The sequence below is a fragment of the Gordonia oryzae genome (genome assembly GCF_003797185.1).
Taxonomy (GTDB): Bacteria; Actinomycetota; Actinomycetes; order Mycobacteriales; family Mycobacteriaceae; genus Gordonia; species Gordonia oryzae.
In genome coordinates, this window is sequence record NZ_RKMH01000003.1 from 327,056 (window position 1) to 349,115 (window position 22,060).

Annotated in this window: 15 protein-coding genes; 3 read left to right on the forward strand and 12 right to left on the reverse strand. The window is 66.2% G+C overall.

Annotated elements, in window-relative coordinates:
* Nucleotides 1-19 precede the first annotated feature (19 nt).
* From EF294_RS05730 to EF294_RS05740, 3 genes are all read right to left on the reverse strand, one after another.
* Nucleotides 20-715, reverse strand: coding sequence for an FtsB family cell division protein (locus EF294_RS05730; protein ID WP_123926563.1), 696 nt, complete (start codon nt 713-715; stop codon nt 20-22).
* Nucleotides 716-728: 13 nt separating this feature from the next.
* Entirely contained in the window at nt 729-2,012 is a 1,284-nt protein-coding gene (gene eno, locus EF294_RS05735) for a phosphopyruvate hydratase (RefSeq protein ID WP_123926565.1), read from the reverse strand.
* A 118-nt stretch (nt 2,013-2,130) separates the two neighbouring features.
* On the reverse strand, nt 2,131-2,820 hold the full coding sequence (locus EF294_RS05740; RefSeq protein ID WP_123926743.1) for a lytic transglycosylase domain-containing protein: 690 nt from the start codon (nt 2,818-2,820) through the stop codon (nt 2,131-2,133).
* A gap of 534 nt (nt 2,821-3,354) precedes the next feature.
* Here EF294_RS05740 and efeU point away from each other — a divergent pair.
* The 3 genes from efeU to efeB are packed head-to-tail and all read left to right on the forward strand — an operon-like array spanning nt 3,355 to nt 7,617.
* Nucleotides 3,355-5,088, forward strand: a complete 1,734-nt coding sequence (gene efeU / locus EF294_RS05745; protein ID WP_123926568.1) for an iron uptake transporter permease EfeU — start codon at nt 3,355-3,357, stop codon at nt 5,086-5,088.
* The gene (gene efeO, locus EF294_RS05750; RefSeq protein ID WP_185090953.1) at nt 5,088-6,278 is read left to right on the forward strand and encodes an iron uptake system protein EfeO; all 1,191 of its coding nucleotides are present in this window, start codon (nt 5,088-5,090) and stop codon (nt 6,276-6,278) included. The genes efeU and efeO overlap by 1 nt, the downstream gene beginning before the upstream one ends.
* A 43-nt stretch (nt 6,279-6,321) precedes the next feature.
* Nucleotides 6,322-7,617, forward strand: coding sequence for an iron uptake transporter deferrochelatase/peroxidase subunit (efeB, locus tag EF294_RS05755; protein ID WP_123926571.1), 1,296 nt, complete (start codon nt 6,322-6,324; stop codon nt 7,615-7,617).
* Between the two features lie 315 nt (nt 7,618-7,932).
* Here the strand turns inward: efeB and cysC are convergent, their stop codons facing one another.
* The 9 genes from cysC to mfd all read right to left on the reverse strand — a co-directional run bounded on the left by cysC (nt 7,933) and on the right by mfd (nt 21,975).
* Nucleotides 7,933-9,822: an adenylyl-sulfate kinase gene (cysC, locus tag EF294_RS05760; protein WP_123926574.1), complete on the reverse strand. Its 1,890-nt coding sequence runs from the start codon at nt 9,820-9,822 to the stop codon at nt 7,933-7,935.
* Nucleotides 9,822-10,787 carry a sulfate adenylyltransferase subunit CysD gene (gene cysD / locus EF294_RS05765; protein ID WP_123926577.1) on the reverse strand — a complete coding sequence of 322 codons (966 nt, stop codon included), beginning with the start codon at nt 10,785-10,787 and terminating at the stop codon, nt 9,822-9,824. Before cysD ends, cysC begins: the two co-directional genes overlap by 1 nt.
* Nucleotides 10,784-11,584: a trehalose 2-sulfotransferase gene (stf0, locus tag EF294_RS05770; RefSeq protein ID WP_123926584.1), complete on the reverse strand. Its 801-nt coding sequence runs from the start codon at nt 11,582-11,584 to the stop codon at nt 10,784-10,786. Before stf0 ends, cysD begins: the two co-directional genes overlap by 4 nt.
* Before the next feature lie 107 nt (nt 11,585-11,691).
* Nucleotides 11,692-13,203 carry a sulfatase family protein gene (locus EF294_RS05775; RefSeq protein ID WP_185090954.1) on the reverse strand — a complete coding sequence of 504 codons (1,512 nt, stop codon included), beginning with the start codon at nt 13,201-13,203 and terminating at the stop codon, nt 11,692-11,694.
* Nucleotides 13,204-13,245: 42 nt separating this feature from the next.
* Complete coding sequence (locus tag EF294_RS05780) at nt 13,246-14,319, reverse strand: quercetin 2,3-dioxygenase (RefSeq protein WP_123926587.1); 1,074 nt, start codon at nt 14,317-14,319, stop codon at nt 13,246-13,248.
* Nucleotides 14,316-15,317 (reverse strand): alpha/beta hydrolase, encoded by a 1,002-nt coding sequence (locus tag EF294_RS05785; RefSeq protein ID WP_246007695.1) that lies wholly within the window; start codon nt 15,315-15,317, stop codon nt 14,316-14,318. The genes EF294_RS05780 and EF294_RS05785 overlap by 4 nt, the downstream gene beginning before the upstream one ends.
* 69 nt (nt 15,318-15,386) lie before the next feature.
* Complete coding sequence (locus EF294_RS05790) at nt 15,387-16,274, reverse strand: LysR family transcriptional regulator (protein WP_123926590.1); 888 nt, start codon at nt 16,272-16,274, stop codon at nt 15,387-15,389.
* Between the two features lie 623 nt (nt 16,275-16,897).
* The gene (locus EF294_RS05800) at nt 16,898-17,995 is read right to left on the reverse strand and encodes a nucleoside triphosphate pyrophosphohydrolase (protein ID WP_123926756.1); all 1,098 of its coding nucleotides are present in this window, start codon (nt 17,993-17,995) and stop codon (nt 16,898-16,900) included.
* A gap of 407 nt (nt 17,996-18,402) precedes the next feature.
* Nucleotides 18,403-21,975, reverse strand: a complete 3,573-nt coding sequence (gene mfd, locus EF294_RS05805; RefSeq protein WP_123926593.1) for a transcription-repair coupling factor — start codon at nt 21,973-21,975, stop codon at nt 18,403-18,405.
* Nucleotides 21,976-22,060 lie beyond the last annotated feature (85 nt).

Sequence of the window (22,060 nt, forward strand, 5' to 3'; positions counted from 1 at the left end):
GCCGGGAGAAAAACGCCGGTCACCGACCGTCGGGAGGCGTGGCCACCGATTCCCAGAGGTTGCTGTACCAAGGATTGGCCGCATGCTTCTGCGCGGCCTGTTCGGCGGCCTGCTTGTCGGCGTCGCCGGGGTACATCATCACCAGTCCGGTCTCACCTGGACGCACCATGCCCAACCGCTCGCGCGCCTGAGCCTCCTTGTATGCCGGGTCGCCCTGCTCGTTGACCTTTTTCTGGTAGTAGGCCTCCTCATGGCGCAACTGCTCGTTGGAAGCGACGACCTGGTTGTACTCCGAGCGGCCTTGGTAGTAATTGCGCAGCGACGGCGCCAGCGCAATGGCGACGACGCCGATCACCAGCGCCATGATGACCGCGCGTTTGGCGTCGAGACCGCGCATGCGCGCCGTGACGGAGTCGGCGATGGTGGGGCGACGACGCGGCGTACGACTCCCCCGCGCCGACACCCGCCGGGGCGCGCCGTCAAAGGCCGCGTCGGCGGGGCTTGCGTCGGCGCCGATCTCGTCGACCAGGTCGACGTCGTCGCGATGGATCTCCTGTTCCCCGGTCTCGATCACCGAGACCGGGGAACGACGCGACGACGCGGAGCGACGAGGGGCACGGCGGGCGCGTTCGGCAGAACGCGGATCCCTGGTGGATCGCTTCGCCCGCCGACGCCCGTCGCGCTCGGAGTTGAAACGCCCATCGGCATCGGCCATGGGCCCTAGCTAATCACGAACCGAACGAGAACCGCGGGAAGGCGAGGTCTCCGGCGTAGCGTGCCGCGTCGCCGAGGCCCTCTTCGATACGCAGCAGTTGGTTGTACTTGGCCACACGTTCACTACGGGCTGGTGCGCCGGTCTTGATCTGACCGCAGCCACAGGCCACGGCGAGATCGGCGATGGTGGTGTCCTCGGTCTCACCGGACCGGTGGCTCATCATCGTCTTGTAGCTGTTGTGGTGCGCCAGCGTGACGGCGTCGAGGGTCTCGGTGAGGCTGCCGATCTGGTTCACCTTGACCAACAGCGCGTTGGCGATGCCCTTGGAGATGCCCTCCTCGAGCCGCTCGGGGTTGGTGACGAACAAATCGTCGCCGACGAGCTGCACGCGGTCGCCGATGGCCTCGGTGAGCTTGGCCCAACCGTCCCAGTCGTCCTCGGCCAGACCGTCCTCGATGGAGACGATCGGGAAGTCGGTGATGAGCTTCTCGTAGAACGGCACCATCTCGTCGGACGAGAAGTCCTTGCCCTCGAGCTTGTACACACCGTTCGAGAAGAACTCGGTCGAGGCGGCGTCGAGCGCGATCACCACATCGCGGCCGAAGCCATAGCCGGCCTTCTCGACGGCCTCGCCGATGACCGCGATCGCGGCTTCGGTGTTGGGCAAGTCGGGAGCGAAACCACCTTCGTCACCGAGCGCGGTGTTCAAACCCTGCTTGTGCAGGACCGACTTGAGTGCGTGGTAGACCTCGGCGCCGCAGCGCAGCGCTTCTTTGAAGGTCGGGGCACCGACCGGCGCGATCATGAATTCCTGGAAATCGATGCCGTTATCGGCGTGCTCACCGCCGTTGATGATGTTCATCATCGGCACGGGCAGGATGTGCGCGTTGGGTCCACCGACGTAGCGGAACAGCGGCAGCCCAGCCGATTCGGCAGCGCCCTTGGCCACCGCGAGCGAGACACCGAGGATCGCGTTGGCGCCGACGCGGCCCTTGTCGGGGGTGCCATCGCAGTCGAGGAGCGCCTGGTCGACGAGTCGCTGTTCTTCGGCGTCGATGCCGATGACCGCGGGGGCGAGCTCGCCGAGAACGCTCTCGACGGCCTTGGTGACGCCCTTGCCGTTGTAGCGATCGCCACCGTCACGCAGCTCCACCGCCTCGTGTTCGCCGGTCGATGCGCCCGACGGGACCGCGGCCCGGGTGAAGGTGCCGTCGTCGAGCAGCACCTCGACCTCGACAGTGGGATTACCGCGTGAGTCGAGAATTTCACGCGCGCCCACCTGTTCGATGATTGCCACGCTGCGCCCCTTTCGATGGACGGGTCGGCGTCTTCTTGAGCGCCGACGGGTACGCGACAAAGCCTAGGGCATGTCTCCCGATTCTTCTGCGATGGCTTTGCGCCAGGGACCGGCGACGTCAGTAGCCTACGTTGACCGAGTAAGCGTTGGCGTGGTTGCGTACGTCGATGACGTAGGCCATCGAGTTGTTGTAGACCTTGACCGCCTTCTCCCAGCCAGCGGCTGTGGTCATGTCCCCGCCGGAGGAGACGCACAGGTAGCGGGCCGCCGAGAGCGCCGCATCGTCGATGTTGTCCGGATCGGCCTTGCCGTCACCGTTGGCGTCGACACCGTAACGCTCCCAGGTTTGCGGGATGAACTGGAAGGGCCCCATCGCACGGTCGTGGGTGGCGTCACCGTCGAGCCGGCCGTGGTCGGTGTCGGGGATCTCCATGTTGCCGCGGGTGCCGTCGAGCGGCACTCCCCGAATCGGTGGCGACACATCACCATTGGCGGCGACACGCGCGCCACGGTAGGTACCGTGTTTGCTTTCCACGCCGGCGATGCCGGCGAGGGTCGTCCACGCGAGCCCGCACTCGGGATGCTGTTGGCGTTGGATCTCCGCGGCGTTGCCGTACGCCTCGAGGGAGATCAGCGGAATGCCGGTGCCCTCGGCGATGGGACGAGCCCAGCCGGCCATGGCGTCGGCGGTCCGGCCCGATTGGTCGATGTCGATGTAGGGCTGCTGCGCACCGGGCGCGGGCGGGATGCCGTCGGGAATGTCGGGTCGGTTCAGTGAACCGACGTCGAGGCAACTCGTCAGGGTCATCGATCCGACGACCGCAGCGATCCAGACACCGATCAGCACGCGATACCGGCGCGCACTGCTACCCGCTTGCACCCTCACTACCCCTTCTGCGCGTGTGGACCACGCGTATTGCACCTCGTCGTCGGACTCTCCCCGATGACCACACGAACGATGACCACAAGAACGATGACCACAAGAACGATGACCACACCGAACGATGGCGACCGCACGAACGACACAGGGTTGCACATTCCCGACACCGGACTCCACTCGTCGACGCGTCGGAGCCCGACACCCTTCTCAACTTCACCCGAGCGCATCCGGTTCCCGAGGGAAGGGCATACTATCGTCGGTTAGCCTCACCAATGCTGCGTCACCCGGCGCGGAACCCGGGGTGCACTGGACAAGGAAGTCGCAAATGGAGCTGGTGGCGGGCATGATCCCCTCGCAGTTCACGGTCGCCGACCGTGGTATCACGGCCCGCCGACAAGCCACGGAATCGGACATTTGCGGCAGCGTGAGACAAGCTCCGTATCGCACGAAACGAGGGCAACAATGCTCGCAACCCTGATCATCGGCCTCCGCGAAGGCCTAGAAGCGGCCCTGATCGTTGGCATCATCGCCGCATTCCTGCGCCGCCAACAGCGCAACGACGCACTGCGCTGGATGTGGATCGGCGTGATCGTGGCGGTCCTCATCTGCGTCGGTGTGGCGATCGGGTTCGAGGCGCTGTCCCGCGATCTGCCCCAACAGCAGCAGGAAGCCCTGGAGACGGTGATCGGCGCCGTCGCAGTCGCCATGGTGACCTACATGATCGTCTGGATGCGTAAGCATTCCCGAGACCTCAAGGGGGACTTGGAATCCGCCGCATCCGATGCGATAACCAACGGATCAGCGTTCGCCTTCGTCCTGATGGCGTTCCTGGCGGTGCTGCGCGAAGGGCTCGAGACCGCAGTCTTCCTCGTGGCGGCATTCAACGCCAGCGGCAACGCGGGGCCCTCGGCCGCCGGCGCGATCCTCGGCATCGCCATCGCGGTGGCACTGGGTTACGGAATCTACCGCGGTGGAGTGCGCATCAACCTCGCCCGCTTCTTCACGATCACCGGCTTGTTGCTGGTGTTCGTCGCGGCCGGGCTGGTGATGACGGCCCTGCACACCGCCCACGAGGCCGGATGGCTCGACGTCGGACAACAACAGGTCGTCGACCTGAGCTGGCTGGTGCGGCCCGGCTCGGTGCAGTCCTCGCTGTTGACCGGCGTGCTCGGGCTACAACCCAAACCTGTCCTCGTCGAGGTCGTCGGCTGGCTGATCTATGTAGTGGTGGTCGGCACGATCGTCCTGTGGCCGGCCGGGCGCACATTCCCGCGCCGACTCGCCGCGATCGCCACCGGCGCCTGCGCCGCGGTGCTGTCGATCGCCGCGCTCGTGGTATTCCTCACCGCGCCGGCCAGCCCCGCACCGCCATCGTCGACGCTGGCGGCACCACCCACCGGGACCCCGACCACGAGCGGCATCCTGTCCGGCACCGCGGTGCAGGTGCCCGCGGACGTCTCGGTCTCGGTATCGACAACAGACGCGGACTCCGCAACCGGTGAGCTGACCAGCGGCGCCGTCACGACCCCCCTCGAACGACTCTCCGGGGGTGAGACGACCACCTTCGGTGGCCTGTCCGCGCCGACCTTCGACCAGGTCGTCACCCCGAACCTGCCGATCACCGCCTTGATACCGGGTGCTCCGACTCGGGTGAGCGTCGCCCAGATCGTCGCCGGCAACGGCGGACGTCTGCCGGTGGGTCTGGACACCCGCCGGTTCGGCGAGTCGGCGCCGGTGGTCTACGTCGTCAGCGCCTCGGTCACCGTTTCGGTCGATCCGTATTTCGCCCGTCCACTCGCCGCCGATGTGCGCTACGCGATCACCGCGACGGCCACCCCGGAAAAGGGCTCTGCGGTCGTGCTCGGGAGGGTCGCCACATTCGACACCGGGCATCAGCCCACCGCCGCCGACCTCACCGCCCTCGGGGCCGCCAAGGATCAGCTCGATCGCCATCATTCGCGCGGTGTGACGGTGCCGCTGACCCTTACCGTCTTCGCCGCGGTGTTCGCGGCGCTTGCAGCACTGTGCGCGATGGCGTCGCGCCGTCGCCCGACCCGACCAACCCCATCGACACCGTCGGCCCCGGTGTCCGGTGGCGGTGACCCGAGCACGTTGGAGCCTCCGGGACCCGACGTGAACCCGGATATGGACCCGGCCGCCGTGGTGGCGCCGCCCGAGAAGAAGGAGAGAACTTGATGAGGGCTTCCAGACTGGTTGCCGTGTCGGCGACCGCCGTGGCCATCGTAGGTGTGGCCGCCTGCAGCAGCAGTGACGACGGCGATTCGTCGAGTGCGACGAAGACCGTCACGGTCGAGATGACCAACGACGGCTGCAAGGTCACCCCCGACAAGGTCGACGCCGGGCCGATCACTTTCGAGATCAAGAACACCAACGCGGCAGCGGTCAGCGAGGTGGAGCTGTTGCAGGATGGCAAGATCCTCGCCGAACGCGAGAACATCGCGCCCGGTATGGCGGCAACGTCGTTCTCCCACAAACTCGATGGGGGCACCTATCAGCTGTACTGCCCTGGTGCGACCACCGAGAAGACCACCTTCACCGTCACCGGCACGGCCACCAGGGCCACCGGTAGCGTCCCCGACCAGCTCAACGCGGCCGCGGCCGAATACAAGCAGTACGTCATCACCCAGGCGAACAGTCTGACCACATCGACCCAGAACCTCGTTGACGCGGTCGACTCCGGCGATCTCGCCGCCGCCAAGGACGCCTACATCAAGGCCCGCCCATACTACGAGCGTATCGAGCCGATCGCCGGATCCTTCTGCGCCAACGGCGCTTCGGACTGCTCGACCGACAAAGCCGTGAACCTCGATGTCGCCATCGACGCTCGCCCGGACGCGCTGGGCCCCGGTGACACCTGGCAGGGCTTCCACGTCATCGAGAAGCAGCTGTGGGAAGCCGGCAACCTCGACGGGATGAAGCCAGTGGCGGCCACCGTACTGACCAACGTGAAGGATCTGCAGCGCCTGGTCAACGAGCCTTCGTTCACCATCAAACCCGCCGACATCATCAACGGGGCCGGTGACCTCCTCGACGAGGTCTCCACTAGCAAGCTGACCGGTGAGGAAGAGGCCTACTCGCACATCGACTTCGTCGACATGCAAGCCAACATCGAGGGCAGCCAGCAGGCGTTCGCCATCGTCAAGACCGCCCTCAACGAGATCGATCCGCAGCTCACGACGACGATCCAGCAGGCCTTCGACCGGGTCAACTCGCTGATCGACAGCTTCCGGGATCCCAACGGGCCCGGCGGATTCAAACCGTTCAACGACGTGACCGAACAGCAGAAGCGGGAGATGGCCACAGCCATCATCGCGGTCAAGGACCCGCTGTCGCAGGCCGGCGGAAAGATCGCCGCCGCCAGCTGACGGCCCCGTCCCCACACCACAAGACAGGAGAGTTCGATACCCCATGAGCACCACCGACACGCCAGAACCCACACCGCAGAAACGGGGCCGGGTAAACCGACGGGGGTTCCTCACCGGCGCTGGTATCGCCGGTGCCGGGCTGGCTGTCGGTGGTGCCGCGGGCGCGGGGATCACCTATACCGCCACTGCCGACACACGCAGCGATCCGGCCACCGAGACCGTCGAGTTCTACGGCGAGCACCAGGCCGGTATCACCACACGTCAACAGAATTCGCTCGTGTTCGCCGCCTTCGATCTCAAACCGACGACGGTCGCACAGGTCGAGACAATGATGGCACGATGGGCGGCGGCGGCCAGTCTGCTCGCCCAGGGCAAACCGGTGGGTCCGGTCGAGTCACGCCCGATGGCACCTCCCGCCGACACCGGAGAGGCCTTCGACCTCGGCCCCAACCGTCTGACCATCACGGTCGGATTCGGGCCGAGCTTCTTCGACGACCGGCTCGGCCTGGCCGCCAAGATGCCCGAGGCACTCCGACCGCTCGGCCAATTGGCCGTCGACACCACCATCGACCCGTCCATCAGCGGCGGCGACATCTGCGTGCAGGCCTGCTCCGAGGACCCACAGGTGGCCTTTCACGCCGTGCGCAACCTGGCCCGTATCGGGCGCAGCGTGATCACCCTCCGATGGCTGCAGGAAGGGTTCGGGCGTGCATCGGCAACCAGCACCGATCAGGTGACACCACGAAATCTGTTGGGCTTCAAAGATGGAACGGCCAACATCAAGGCCGAGGAGCCGGCTGTCGCCGAGAAGTTCGTGTGGGTGGGCGAGGAGACCGACCAACCGTGGATGAAGGGTGGAAGCTACCTCGTCAGCCGCAAGATCCGCATGCACATCGAGGCCTGGGACTCCGACGATATTTCCGATCAGGAGCGGATCTTCGGGCGCACCAAGGATTCCGGCGCACCACTGTCGGGTGGCGGTGAGTTCACCGATCCGAACTTCACGGTCAAGGGGACCGACGGCCGTACCAAGATCGACCGTTTCTCGCACGTGCGCCTGGCCCACCCCGACAGCAACGGCGGAGCCCAGCTCCTGCGCCGCGGATACAACTTCACCGACGGGATCGACGTCCGCACCGGCACGCTCTCGGCCGGACTGTTCTTCATCGCCTATCAGAAGAACGCGCACGAGCAGTTCGCCCGCATCCAGAACAACCTGGCCCAGGACGCCCTCAACGAGTACATCTCTCCGGTGTCCAGTTCGCTGTTTGCGATCCCACCGGGACTCACCGGGATCGGTGACTGGTACGGCAAGAAGATGTTCGGGTATCAGGGCTGATCCCGCCTACCACCTCACCTCGCCGTTCGGCCACGACCGGTACATCCTCGATGCCAGTCTGCGGTGTCGGTGCACGTAGGATTCATCGGAGAGACGGTGTCCGAAACGCGGGTCTCGGGAAAGTTCTTCGTGAATGCGCCTGTCGCGGTGCGGTGGTGGCCAGAGGCCCCGCCCGAGTGCACCACCTTCTCGTGCGGCACCGCCCCGCTGCGAGTGCACCGCTGTCGGGCGCCCAGGGCTACTGCGCAATCACCTTCCCGACGCTCACAGCACCAGGCGCCGCATCGGGTGGGGTGAGCGCGATCTCGGCAGCCATCACTGGTCGATGATGCCGCGTTCGACCAACAGTGCGAGCACACGGCCGGCGAGTTCGTCGACGTCGGCACCGGTGGTGTCGACACGCAGATCCGGCGATCGGGGCTTCTCATAAGGTGCGTCGATCCCGGTGAGCCCCTTGAGTTCACCGCGCCGCGCCCGCGCGTAGAGCCCCTTGGGGTCGCGTCGTTCGCACTCGGTGACCGGCGTCGACACGTGCACCTCGATGAAGTCGAGCTCGGCGGCGCGATGCAATTCGCGGGCGATCTCGCGATCGGAATGCAGCGGCGAGACCATCGACGCAATCGCGACGACACCAGCGTCGGCGAACAACCGCGCGAGATGCCCGACGCGCCTGATGTTCTCAGCACGGTCACCTGGCGAGAATCCCAGATCGTCGGAGATGCCGTGCCGGATGTTGTCACCGTCGACGAGGTAGGCCACCCGTGCCCGGTTGACCAGTTCACGTTCGAGCGCGACCGCCACGGTGGACTTCCCCGAGGCAGGTAATCCGGTCAGCCACACCGTCGCCCCGCGTTGTCCTGTCTTGGTCCACCGTTCGGATCGCTGCAGTGAGCTCGGGTGCCACTTGATGTCGTTGCGCGTCGCCTTGCCCGGAACAACCTCCCGTGCCTCGAGGATCGTTCCGGCCGCGACGGTGTCGTTGGAGGCCTCGTCGATGAGGATGAACGCGCCGGTATCGCGATTCTGAGCGTAGGTGTCGGCCACGACGACCGATGAGGTTCGTAGCGTCACTGTACCGATATCGTTGAGCCCCAACTCCGTTGGTCCCACGACCTCGAGTAGCGATTCGGGGTCGAGTCGTCGTTCCAGTGACTGCACGGTGGCGCGCACCGTGGTCGCTCCCTGTTTGAGGGCAACACGATCCCCGGCGTGCAGAGGCGCCGAGGACAGCCAGCACAATGTTGCCGAGAGTTCCCGGGCCGAGACCGGCAGGTGCGCGTCGGGCGCGCCGCTGATGATGACATCTCCACGACCGACATCGATCTCGTCGGCGAGCTGCACCGACACCGACAGCCCCGCGACCGCGACTGGCCGATCGGGGTCGAGGGTGTCCACCGACGTCACCGTGCTGACCGACCCGGATGGCAGCACGGTGATGGGGTCGCCGGGTGCAAGGGTGCCCGCGGCCACTCGGCCTGTGTAGATCCGCTTTCCGTCGGGCCCAGGGCGCGATACCCACTGCACCGGCAACCGGAGCTCTCGCGGCTGCGGCGACGGCGCCGCCAGCTCCACCGCCTCGAGGTACTCCAGCAGCGTGGGTCCCGAATACCACGGCGTATTGGCCGACCGATGCACCACATTATCGCCCAGGGCAGCGGCTACCGGAATCGCCGTGATCTCACCGATTCCCAATTGCACTGCGAGTTCGGTCAATTCGACCTGCAACTCACCGAACCGCCGGTGTGAGTAGTCGACCAGGTCGATCTTGTTCACCGCGGCGATCACATGCGGCACCCCGACCAGGGTCGCGATCCGGGCGTGGCGGCGGGTCTGGCGTTGCACGCCGTGACGGGCGTCGACGAGCAGCACGGCCACGTGGGCATTGGACGCCCCGGTGAAGGTGTTGCGGGTGTAGCGCTCGTGGCCGGGGGTGTCGGCGAGGACGTAACTGCGTGTGTCGCTGGCAAAGAACCGATAGGCGACGTCGATGGTGATGCCCTGTTCTCGTTCGGCGCGCAGACCGTCGGACAATGCGGCCAGATCGACGTTGCCGTCAGAGGAGGTGACCCCGGCCAGATGGTCGGTGGGCAGGCTGCCGGTGTCGTACAGCAACCGTCCGATCAATGTGGACTTGCCGTCGTCGACGCTGCCCGCGGTCGCCAGCCGCAGGATCTGGCGGTCCGCAGTGGAGATCCCAGCACTCATCAGAAGTATCCCTCTCGCTTGCGGTCCTCCATCGCCGCCGAGGACGTGCGGTCGTCGGCGCGGGTCTCCCCACGCTCGGAGACGGTCGCCTCGCTGATTTCGGCGATGATCTCGGCAATGGTGGTGGCCCTCGACCGCACCGCTCCGGTGATGGTGAGGTCACCGACGGTGCGGTACCGCACCCATTCGGTCCGCACGTCATCGTCTGCGGCCGGCTGTGAAAACGGCGACACGGCGAGCAGAATGCCGTCCCGATCGAAGACCTCGCGCTGCGCCGCGTAGTAGATCGACGGCAGGTCGAGCCCCTCGAGCGCGATGTAGCGCCAGATGTCGGTCTCGGTCCAGTTCGACAACGGGAACACCCGCACCGATTCGCCGCGCCGGATGCGACCGTTGTACAGCGACCAGGGTTCAGCACGCTGGGCTCGCGGGTCCCATTGTCCGAACTCGTCGCGAAAGCTCAATACCCGTTCCTTGGCACGGGCGCGGTCCTCGTCGCGGCGGGCACCGCCGAACGCCGCGTCGAATCCCCCTTCTTCCAAGGCATCCAGCAGGACCCGAGTCTGCAGCCGGTTGCGTGATCCCGACGGGTCGGTCGATTCGGCGATGCGCCCGGCGGCGATCGCGTCGGGCACCGACGCCACGATGAGTGTGAGGCCCGCGGGGTTGTCGGCACTCGGAGCCACGCGCCGATCGCGAAACTCGATGACCTCATCGAAGTTGTGGCCGGTGTCGACATGCAGGATCGGGAACGGCAAAGGATGCGGCCGAAAGGCCTTCTCGGCCAGCCGCAGGAGTACGATCGAATCCTTGCCGCCGGAGAACAGCAGCACCGGCCGCTCGAGTTCGGCGACGACCTCACGGATGATGTGTACCGCCTCGGACTCGAGGATGCGCAGTGCGGCAACATGATCGAATTCGGCGGTGGCCGCGTTGTCGGTGGCCGCGGTATCGGGAGAAGTCATAGCGGATATCCGTTCCTTTCCGCATCACGGCGGTAGCGCTGCGCCCATTCCTGGGACCTCGCGTTGGACTGCGGTGCGATCGGAGGGGGCGGAGCCAGATCAGGATCGAGGCCCAGTGCCGCAAGCACCCCGGCGGTCGTGCCCTGGGGGTCCTTGACCAGCTCGCCGAATTCGATGTCTATCGGCGTGATGCCCTCGTCGGCGAACCAGCGGCGCCACTGCCGTTCCTGATCGTCGAGGATCGCCGCGAGATGCGCGATCCCCTCCGCGTTGTACTGCGCGCGTTCATCACGCGCCGGATCTACATGCGGGCCGTGTCCGTCACGCCACACCCGCGTCTGTACCGCCCGCCACATCGACACTGCCTGCGGCACAACGTCATCGCGGAACACGTGGACGAACAGCGGATCGGCTCCGAGTAGCTCCCGCAGCGCGGTGCGCAATGATCCCGAGCCGACCCTGGTCCGCGCGATGAGCAGCGGCGTCTGATTCCACATCAGTTTGCCACCCCACACCCCATTGCTGCTGCGACCGGCGGCCAGGACATCGCTCTGCCATCGGCTGAAGTCGCGGGTGTCCACCGTTCCGGCGTCGACCTCGTCGAGCATGTCGAGTATCGACGAATCCCGCACTCCGGCAAACCATTCACGGGGTTGAGGTGATTGCGAGGACGAGGCGAAGAACTGAAAGAACTCCTCGGGCGTACCGGCCACCCCAGTGGCCGCGAGTGACTCGACGAGCAACGTGCTACCACTGCGCTGACTCGCACACACCAGGTAGCTCTGAGGGTGGGGCATCGGCTCAGTCTAACCACGCCGAACCAACCACGCCGAACCCGAGAGCAACCTAGGCACTTTGCCTCAATTTGCGTTTAATTGTTGACTTTTCACGATCAGGCCAACAGTCAGCGGGGCGTGCCCTCGGCAGCAGACGCGCGCATCGCATCGCCCTCACCGGAGGTGATGGTGCCGTCGAGCTCACGCCGCGCACCGAGCGGTCGGCGGGACGGCAATGCCTCTTCTTCCGGTGCGGTGTCACGGGCTCGCGCGTGGAAGGCCGCCATGAATCTCTCGGCGATGGCAGTGCCGTCGGGTTCGCTGGGGAGCTCGTCACCGGTGCTCGTGCGCCACCGGGCAAGACGGTCGGCGAGATCGGCGCGAACCTGCGCGTAGGCGGGATCCTCGGCGACATTGTTGCGCTCATCCGGATCGGAATCGAGGTCGTAGAGCTCCACACGGGGCCGGTCGCGTTCGGTCACCGCCGGATCGATCGAGCGCGCCGAGGCGCTGTCGGCGATGTCGAGGGGCAACAGCAACTCGGGTCGGTGCGCGTAGTTCTCGATGTAGCTGTGGTGTTTGGTCCGGACGGCGCGGATCGGATCGAAGGCGTCGTGGTAGGTCTTCTCGGTGTAGACCTCTTCGCGGCAAACCTCGTCGCGGACCGAGCGACCCGCCGCGACGAGTTGCGCGGCGTGCGAGTGACCGTCGACATCGGCGGGCACGCCGAGTCCGAGTAGATCGAGGATCGTCGGGGTGAGGTCGACCCCCGAGAACAGTCCGTCGTAGACCTGCGGTGGCATCGCGCGCGCCGCCGGCGGGCGGACGATCAGCGCGATCCCGGTGCCCTGCGCGTAGAGCGTCGACTTCGCGCGGGGAAACGCCAGGCCGTGGTCGGTGACGAAGACAATCCACGTGTTCTCGGTGAGCCCGAGATCGTCGACCGTCTCCAGCAGCCGACCGACCGCGGCGTCGGCCTTGGTGATGCTGCCGTGCAGACCTGCCAGGTCCGCCCTCACATCGGCGGTGTCGGGAAGGAATCCGGGAACGTCGATCCCGGAAGTGTCGGCGGGCGGATATTCGTCCTCGGGATATGGGCGATGGGTCTCGAAAAACCCCGCGGTCAGCAGGAACGGCCGCTGCGGCGCGGTCCGGACGTGGTGGCCCAACCACCACTGCGACTCGGCGACGACGTAATCGCAGCGCGAGTCGGACACGTCGACCGAGTCGAAGCCGATGCTCGTCGGGTCGGTGCTCTCGTGTTGCATGCCGAACAGAACCGTCCGGTAGCCCGCCTCGCCCACGATCTTCGGCAGCGTAGGCACTCCCTCGTGGTAGGCGAACCCGTGATGGGCCAACCCGACGAGTCCATTACGGTGCGGATATTGCCCGGTGAACAGCGACCCGCGCGCCGGCGAGCACAGCGGCGCGGTCGCGTGTGCATCGGCGAAGCGGATGCCCGAGGCCGCCAACCGATCCAGATGCGGGCTCTCGACTCCGTCGGCGTCGTAACAGCTCAGGTGACGGCCGAGATCGTGCCAATGCACCAGGATCACATTCTCGCGGGCCGGTTCTCCTGCCGTCCGGTCCGGCGCGCTCCGATTCGGCTCCGCGCTGTCGTGCACATCGTCAATGGGCATCGTCCCATGATGCACGCAGCACCGTTTTGCCGTCGCAGACGGTCAGAGGTCGAGGCCACGTGTCCGCGTCGGCGACGGACCGACAAACTCGAGGTCCAGGTCGGCCATGGCCGCGCCGAGCTTACCCATCATGTGCTCCGGGTTGATCAGGCCCTCGGTGTAGACGAGGTCGTCGGTGGCCTCGCCGGTGACGTCGAAGAAGTTCTCGAACACATCGGAGGTCAGGATGCCCAGCATCTGGGTGGTGTGCGCGTCGAAGGCAAAGCTGTGGATGGTGCCGGCCGGCGCGTGCAGGTAATCCCCAGCAGTGAGCAGGGTCTCGACGCCGTTGACGTACAGCCATACCCGACCGGAGAGGACAAAGAAGTTTTCCGTGTGGTGGCGATGGAAGTGCTGCGGAATGTACGGCGACCGGCCGCCGAGGGTGAGCACCGAGAAGTACCGGCCTCCGGTGTTGGCACCGCGCGCTTGATAGGAGTTGAGGGAGTCCGGCCACGCGCGCCGATCGCCGGTGAGTGCCCGCAGAAAATATGCTTGCGCCCCCGACGGCAGTGCGTCGTCCCACTCGTCGGACACCGCCGCGAGCGCCTCATCGTGAGCACGTGCACCGATCGACGAGAAGAGTTCTGTCAGAGGCATTTTGAGACCTGAATGCGTATCGGCGGAGTAGATATGACGGTTCACCCCCGCGCCACTGCCGGCGAGGGCGTCCAGCGCACCGCCCGGAGCAGAAAAGAACAGTATGCGTGAGCAATGACCGAGCATGCGGTAGGCGACCGGCGTTCCCGGCGGCACGTGGATGGAGTCACCGGGCGCGAGAACACGGCTGCGCCCGGGAAGCCAGAACTGCACCGAGCCTTCGAAGACGTGATAGGAGCGTTGATGGTCCGGCAGGACGTGGAATGCGGCACCGGATCCTCGCGGGCCGAGAATGAATGCGGCGTCGAACAATCCGCCGGTGTCGGCCGTTCGCGCGATGACCGTCCAGAGCTGGTTGTCGATCTCGTAGCGCAGCCCCTCCCCACTCGCGAGTCGATACGGAACGGCCTCGCCGGGGAGGGCATCGATGATAGGGGCTCGATCATGCATGGCATCCGGGTCGATGGTGGTGGTCATGACTTCTCTCCTGAGGTGTGGGCGGGTCGAGACAGTCCCGGCGACGGCGAGACCGACGCGTCGGGGTGCAGATGACGAACGAAGAAGCCGGCGATCTCGTCGAAGCCGAAGTCTTTGCGGCACTGCGACTCCCGTCCGCCACGGGCGGAATGCAGCAAAGCGGGAGCGGCACCCTCCGCGGCGAGTCTGCCCTCGTCCATCGCCGGCGGGCCCGGCACGTCGGATCGTCGGGGCGGGTTCAAGAAACCGTGGCGGTAGCCGTCGACGAGGTAGAGGTCGGCCTCCACCCCGGCGTCGGCGAGCGCGCGGAACAACAGGCGGCTGTGGTCGTCGCCGACGAGGACATCGGCGGTACCGTGCGAGATCTGGACGGGCGGGGCGTCGCGGTGGACGTGATACAACGGACTCGCCGCGCGGGCGGCCTCGGGCAGTTCGGCGGGGTCGCCACCGAGGAGCCGCCCTTCGGGAGTCAGAGCCGGTACGGAGGCGCCGGGCAGTTGCTGTCCGGGTGCCACGTCACCGGCGACCAGCGTTGCCGGACCATAGGATTCGGCAACAGCGGACACCCGGGCATCGACATCGGCGTCCTCGCCGGGCAGCCGCGAGCGATGCGCGTGGAGTCCCACGAGCGCGGCGAGGTGACCGCCCGCTGATGCACCCCACACCCCGATGCGTTCTGGATCGATGCCGTATTCGTTTGCGCGAGAGCGTAGATGGTCGATCGCAGCACGTACGTCGTGGAGTTGCGCCGGGAATCCGGCGTCGCCAGTGAGTCGATAGTCGATGCTCGCCATCACAAATCCGGCCGCGGCGAAATGACGGTGCAGATCCGGGCAGAGCGTGCGGTCACCGGTAAACCATCCGCCACCATGCACGAAAACGATGGCCGGATGGGGTCCGCGGCCCGAGGGGCCGACGAGATCGAGGAGCAGGTCACCGGAGGGCCGCGAGCGGTAGACGACGTCGCGCTGCACGGTGTCGAACGGGGAGCAACTCACCGTCCCAGTGTCTCCTCGGAACTGTGATCTGGTCCACATGGAATCGCCTCACGATCATGAGGCTGGGCCTCATGATCGTGTGTCGGCGGCGACCTGTTCGGCGATGGCGGCGAAAGCCTCGACGAGGGCGTTCGGCTTGGCACGCAAGTGACACAGGTACGTCGTGACCGGCGCGAGGTCGATGATCGGGACGTACCGCAGCCCCGGTCGCGCGTGGGTCACCGTGGCCGATGACCCGCAGATGTTGACCCCCACCCCGGCGCTACACAGCTGTAGTACATCGTCGAAATGCGTTGCCAACGGCAGGATCTCGAGATGTCGGCCGCTCGGACGCGGATCGACGAACCAACTCTTCGGTTCGTCGCCACCACGTATCCCGATGAAGGTCTCGTCGTCGGTCTCGGCCAGCGTCACCGCATCCCGCCCGGCGAGTCGATGCCGCTCGTTGACGACGAGCACCCGACCCTCGGACCACAGGGGTCGTACCACGACATCTGCCGGCTCGGCGGGCTGCTGATCGGCGATCATCAACGAGACATCGACCTCCCCCGAGCGCAGCGCAGTCAGTGCATCGGCGAGCGGCAAACCGTGGATCTGCCAGGTCGTGTCCGGGTGTCGCTCCACTGCCGTCGCGAGCAGCCGGTTGCTCATCTCGCTCGACGCCGCGATCCCGATGCGCAACACCGACGCGGTGCCCGAACTGTCGGCCCAGGCGATCACGGCGTCCATCGCGGCGATGGCGTCACGGGCGAGTGGGACGAGGGCGGCGCCGTCGGCGGTGAGCTGGACCTGCCGTGAGGTGCGGCGGAACAGTGTGACGCCGCTCCGGCGTTCGAGTTGCTGGATCTGCTGGCTCAACGAGGGTGCCGAGATGTGCAGGCGCTGCGCGGCGCGCGTGAAATGCAGTTCCTCAGCCACCGCGAGGAAGTAGCGCAGGTGCGCGATGGTGAGATCCACTTCTCGATATCCTCCTCGCCACGGCTCATCCCAGTGTGGCAGGCAGATGCTTGCGTGATCCGCCGATCACGCAAGCATCGACACGAGAAGCAGTACGGCCAGGATAGGCAACAACTCGACGGTGGTGAACGGCGGCACCAGCGCGGCCAGCAGGATCGGGACCGCGACACCGCACGCCACGCGCGAGCACGAAGTCGTCGACGGCGTCGCCAACCTGAGGGGCTCATCCGCCGCTGATCGCCGGCCGGATTCAGAACGCATCGCCGCTCCGACCGCGGTAGACAAGTACCGAAGTAGTACATGCAGGGCGTCACGAACGCAGGTGCCGGTGTCGCCGAGAGATCAGGAGATCTCTCAAGGCACTGCGGCACCAGATCGTCGGCGGCACCTCATCAACCCGGCGCCGAGTTATCACCGAAAGACCGTTCTGATAGATCAATGGCAGGTCTGGCGCGGCCCGATTCGGCAGGCGCGCTCTACCCGTTGCGGAACAAGGGCTTCATCCACACGACACGCGGACGTCCGACGGGACGGTCAGTGTGTCGAGCACCCAGGCGACTTTCTCGATCATGCACACGATGACCGGCGACGAACGCGGGTGATGCCGGCCGGTACGCGTGCAGTCAGTGCGTCGGCGGTGCGGTCGTATCGACAACCTCGACGTCGATGATCTCTTCGTCGGTGATCCCCTCGTCGATGATCCCCTCGTCGGTGATCCCCTCGTCGATGATCTCCGTCCGCTTCTCCGCCGGGGCCTCGTGGCGCGATTCTTGGTCGGCCACATCCGCATCACCGGATTCTCCTACGGCCGTCCTGTCGACCCCTGCGGTTCCGTCGAGGACCGCCTCCCACGAGTCCGGGCCGTCAAGGGTCACACCGTCTCGAGCCGCTTGTTCCTCTGCCGCACGGACTTGTGACATCAGCGCCAGAGTGCGACGCCGCGCCTCGTCCTCGACGCTGTCGTCACCGATCGTCACGGTCACTGAGAGTACCGCCGGGTCGATGCGCCCCTCCGGATATCCGGCGGCGGTGAGCCGTTCGAGGACCTTCTGGGTCAGCGCCAGCGCAGGCGCCGTGGTGGCGATCCCATCGAGTACCGATCCTCGGTGCTTCTCCGCGGCCTTCCGTTCCTCCCACTCACGGATCTGCGTCTCGAGGTCGGCATGGGCACCGGACAACACACCGGGCGTGCGGCCGCTGACCTTCTCGGTGAAACTACGTGCCACCGTGTCGATGTCGAAAGGATCGGTGGGATGATCGGCGGCGATCCGAGCATGAAAGAGCACCTGTAGCAACAGGTCTCCCAGCTCTTCCCGCAGACTCGCCTGATCCCCCGCGTCGATGGCGTCGAGGAGTTCGTATGCTTCCTCGAGAAGATAGCGTCGCAACGAGGCATGGGTCTGTTGACTCTCCCACGGACCATTGCGGCGCAAGGTGTCCATCAGCGCGACTGCGGGCAGTAGGTCACTGCCGCTTGGGATCGTCGCGGCGATGACCTCGTCTCCCTGCGCGATTCGCGCGACCACGAGTGGATGGTGTCGATCGGTGGACAGCAGGGTCCCGGCAATCTCGTCCTCGGTGAACACCGGCTCAAAGTGATCGAGGCCCCACAACACGGTGGTCGGGACATCCTCGGTGACGTAGATGGTGCCGGACAGGTGGGCGCGGGCGCGTACGGGGATCATGTCCGGGCGGAGCGGATCGAGCAGGACCACCGTCATTTCCAGGCGCCTTTCGTCTGCGGGCTGCGACAACAGCACACGGTAGGGAACAACATCGCGGCAACTCACCGACAACATCACAACGGTAAACGCTGCACAAGCAACATCGTGGGACGTCACCGAGCGGGTCTCGCAGGACGGCGACAGTGGTTTGCGCCCGCCGAGGTAGCCGCTCGATCAGTACCGTCCCCGCAGTCATCCGGCCCCATGAATGTCCCACACTTTTGCCGATGATCAATAGCCTATTCGCTACCGCATGCCTCGGCCGAATCGTCGGCGCTCCGTGTTGTGGGACGAGATCCACACGTCGAGTTCCACCGCGGTCGTCGCGTCGCGCGCGCAGTTCCCAGCGGAACAGTTCGCGCACCGGAGAACATCGGTCCGAGGGCACACCCCGTGCCCCAACGCTAGGCGGCCGGCGTGGGTTTGAGCTGCGTCAGGAACGTCGTCAGATAGTCGATAAGCTCGTTGTCCCGTAGGCGCGCGGACCCGACCCCACCGGTGCGCGGGATCGGCATGGTCACGACCGAGGTGGTGGCGCGGTAGGACGCCGCCGAATACAACCGCTTGAGACGGACTTGTTCGCTGTCGAGCAGATGCAGCGGCGAGATCTTGACGTTGGTGCCAACCGCGCCGATCTCGGCGACACCCCGTTCTCGGCACCGCAGACGGAGTTTCGCGATCGCCGCGAGACGCCGCGTTTCCTCCGGCGGTTCGCCATAGCGGTCGAGCAACTCCGCGAGCACCGCGGAGACCTCCTCGTCGGCGGTGGCCGAGGCAAGTTTGCGATACGCCTCGAGCCGCAAGCGATCGGAGTCGACGTATTCGACCGGGATGTGGGCGTCAACCGGCAGATCAATGCGCACCTCCGACGATTCCTCGGTGGTGACCGGAGTGCCGTCGGCCGCGGCCCGATAAGCCTCCACCGCCTCGCCGACCAGACGGACGTACAGATCGAAACCGACACCCGCGACGTGACCGGATTGCTCTGCGCCGAGGACGTTTCCGGCCCCGCGCAGCTCAAGATCCTTGAGCGCTACCGCCATTCCGGCGCCGAGCTCGTTGTTCTGCGCGATGGTTGCCAGGCGGTCGTAGGCCGTCTCGGTGAGCGGTTTCTCGGGACTGTAAAGCAGATAGGCGTATCCGCGTTCACGACTGCGACCGACGCGCCCGCGCAGCTGATGCAGCTGCGACAGGCCGAGATTCTCGGCGCGGTCGACGATCAGGGTGTTCGCGTTGGAGATGTCGAGTCCGGTCTCGATGATGGTGGTACACACCAGCACGTCGTATTCGCGGTTCCAGAAACCCGACACGGTGCGCTCGAGCTGATCCTCGTTCATCTGTCCGTGTGCAACCACCACCCGCGCCTCGGGCACCATGTCGGCGATGTCTTTGGCGGTCTTGTCGATGGTCGAAACCCGGTTGTGGACGTAGAAAATCTGCCCGTCGCGCAACAGTTCTCGTCGAATCGCTGCGGCAACCTGCTTGCGCGCGTAGGCGCCGACGTAGGTCAGCACCGGGTGGCGTTCCTCGGGCGGAGTGAGGATCGTCGACATCTCGCGGATGCCTGCCATCGACATCTCCAGGGTGCGCGGGATCGGCGTCGCCGACATGGTCAGCACGTCGACGTGGGTGCGCAGCGATTTGATGTGTTCCTTGTGCTCGACGCCGAACCGCTGCTCCTCGTCGACGATCACCAGACCGAGGTCCTTCCAGACGATCCCGGTCTGCAGCAGCCGATGGGTGCCGATGACGACGTCGACCGAACCCTGCGCCATCTGCTCGATGATCTCCTTGGACTCCCTGGCGTCGGTGAAGCGTGACAGGCCACGCACGCGCACCGGGAACCCGGCCATCCGCTCGGTGAAGGTCTGTAGGTGTTGTTGCGCCAAAATGGTTGTCGGGACCAGCACGGCAACCTGCTTGCCGTCCTGGACGGCCTTGAACGCAGCGCGCACCGCGATCTCGGTCTTGCCATAGCCGACGTCACCGACGATGACGCGATCCATCGGGACCGGCTTTTCCATGTCGTCCTTGACCTCGCCGATCACCGTCATCTGGTCGACGGTCTCGGTGAAGTCGAAGGCGTCCTCCATCTCACGCTGCCACGGCGTGTCGGGACTGAAGGCGTAGCCGGGGGCTGCGTGGCGGGCGGCGTACAGTTGTACCAGCTCACCGGCGATCTCTCGAACCGCCTTGCGCGCCTTGCGTTTGGTGTTCTGCCAATCCGACCCGCCGAGTTTCGACAGGGACGGTTGCTCACCGCCGACATAGCGGGAGAGCTGGTCGAGGGCATCCATCGGCACGTAGAGCCGGTCGCCGGGTTGCCCGCGTTTACCCGCCGCATATTCGAGCACGAGGTACTCCCGCCGCGCGCCCGAGACCGTGCGTTCGATCATCTCGACGAACTTGCCGATGCCATGCTGGTCGTGCACGACGAGATCACCGGCAGTCAGCGCAAGCGGATCAACCTGGTTGCGCCGCTTGGCCGGGAGCCGTCGCCCGTCACGCACGGCCGCGACCCGCGCCCCGGTCAGGTCGCTCTCGGTGACGATCACCAGTCCGGCCGACGGCGCGATCACGCCGCGCCGCAGGGTGCCGCAGTAGACGCTCACCTCCCCCGCGACCGGTGCCGCACCGGCATCGGCGAGCACGTGCGGAACCTCGGCGGCCGAGAGTCGTTCGGCGATCCGGGTGGCGGTTCCCTTGCCCGCCACCACGATTGCCGCGGGCTTACCGGTGGCGACATGCGCGCGGAGCATCGCGAACGTCTGCGCGATCTCGTCGTCGTTGCCGTGCGGAGTAGGCCCCGGGGTGAGGTCGAGGTCGAATTCGGCGTCGAAACCCGACGACAGCGGACTGATCGTCCACCAGGACCGCCCGGCCTCGACCGTGGCGCCGAGAACCTCGTCGAGCGGCCGATACGCACTGGCCTGCAAGTCGATTCCGGCCGAACCGCGGGTGTCGACCGGAGCCGACGCACCGAGTGCGGCGGCGTTCCAGGACGCCTCGAGGAACTCCGCACCGGTCGCGGCGAGGTCGGCGGCGCGGGTCCGGACCTTCTCCGGATCGAGGATCAACACCCGTGACCGGTCGGGCAGTACCTCGGTGAGCAACTGCATCCGTCCGTCGACCAGCGCCGGGATGAGGGCCTCCATCCCCTCCACCGGAATGCCCTCGGACAGTTTGGTCAGCATCTCCGACAACGCCTTATCTGCGCAATGTTCGGCGGCGAGATCGGCAGCCCGCTTGCGCACCTGATCGGTCAGCACGAGTTCACGGCACGGGTGGATCCGTACCACCGAGGCGTCGACCTCGGGCTGGCTGCGCTGATCAGCCACCGAGAACGCCCGCATCTCGGTGATCTCGTCGCCCCAGAACTCCACTCGGACCGGATAATCCGCAGTCGTCGGAAATATGTCGAGGATGCCTCCACGGACCGCGAACTCACCCCGACGACCGACCATGTCGACGCGCTCGTAAGCCATCTCGACGAGGTCGGCGAGCAGCTTGTCGACATCGATCTCGATGTTCTCGCGCAGCGTGATGGTGCGGACCTCACCGAGACCCGGCGCCATCGGCTGGACCAGCGAGCGCACCGTCGTCACGATCACCCGTAGCGGCGTCTTTCCCGGCTCGGCGAGTCGATGCAGCACCGCGAGACGGCGACCGACTGTGTCGGCGCTCGGCGACAGACGCTCGTGGGGCAGGGTCTCCCACGACGGGAACTGCGTGACCTCGTCGGGATCGTCGAGGAGTTCGGCCAGTTCGGCGGTCAGGTCGTCGGCCTCGCGACCGTTGGCCGAGACCACCAGCAGCGGCGCGGTGCCGTGCGCGAGCGCGGCCACCACGAAGGGTCTCACCGCGTCGGGCCCGGTGATGTCGAGACGGGGGGTGTCGCCCTTCTCGCGCAGGGCGGACAGCGATGCGTCCGAGCAGGTGACCGCGGCGAGCCCGGCGAGGGCAGGTGAAGAGGACACTCGTGCGATTGTAGGTCGTGGGCCGGAGGCCACCGTCGCACGGGCGGACCGCTGCGAAATGAAACGGACTGCGGTTCTGTTTCGT

Bases quoted from the DNA above. Each gene is read 5' to 3' on its own strand.
- efeB (WP_123926571.1), top strand. From the start codon at position 6,322: ATGAGCACCACCGACACGCCAGAACCCACACCGCAGAAACGGGGCCGG.
- efeO (WP_185090953.1), top strand. From the start codon at position 5,088: ATGAGGGCTTCCAGACTGGTTGCCGTGTCGGCGACCGCCGTGGCCATC.
- stf0 (WP_123926584.1), bottom strand. From the start codon at position 11,584: ATGCCCCACCCTCAGAGCTACCTGGTGTGTGCGAGTCAGCGCAGTGGT.
- EF294_RS05775 (WP_185090954.1), bottom strand. From the start codon at position 13,203: ATGCCCATTGACGATGTGCACGACAGCGCGGAGCCGAATCGGAGCGCG.
- efeU (WP_123926568.1), top strand. From the start codon at position 3,355: ATGCTCGCAACCCTGATCATCGGCCTCCGCGAAGGCCTAGAAGCGGCC.
- cysD (WP_123926577.1), bottom strand. From the start codon at position 10,787: ATGACTTCTCCCGATACCGCGGCCACCGACAACGCGGCCACCGCCGAA.
- EF294_RS05800 (WP_123926756.1), bottom strand. From the start codon at position 17,995: ATGACGGTGGTCCTGCTCGATCCGCTCCGCCCGGACATGATCCCCGTA.
- EF294_RS05730 (WP_123926563.1), bottom strand. From the start codon at position 715: ATGGCCGATGCCGATGGGCGTTTCAACTCCGAGCGCGACGGGCGTCGG.
- EF294_RS05740 (WP_123926743.1), bottom strand. From the start codon at position 2,820: ATGACCCTGACGAGTTGCCTCGACGTCGGTTCACTGAACCGACCCGAC.
- cysC (WP_123926574.1), bottom strand. From the start codon at position 9,822: ATGAGTGCTGGGATCTCCACTGCGGACCGCCAGATCCTGCGGCTGGCG.
- EF294_RS05780 (WP_123926587.1), bottom strand. From the start codon at position 14,319: ATGACCACCACCATCGACCCGGATGCCATGCATGATCGAGCCCCTATC.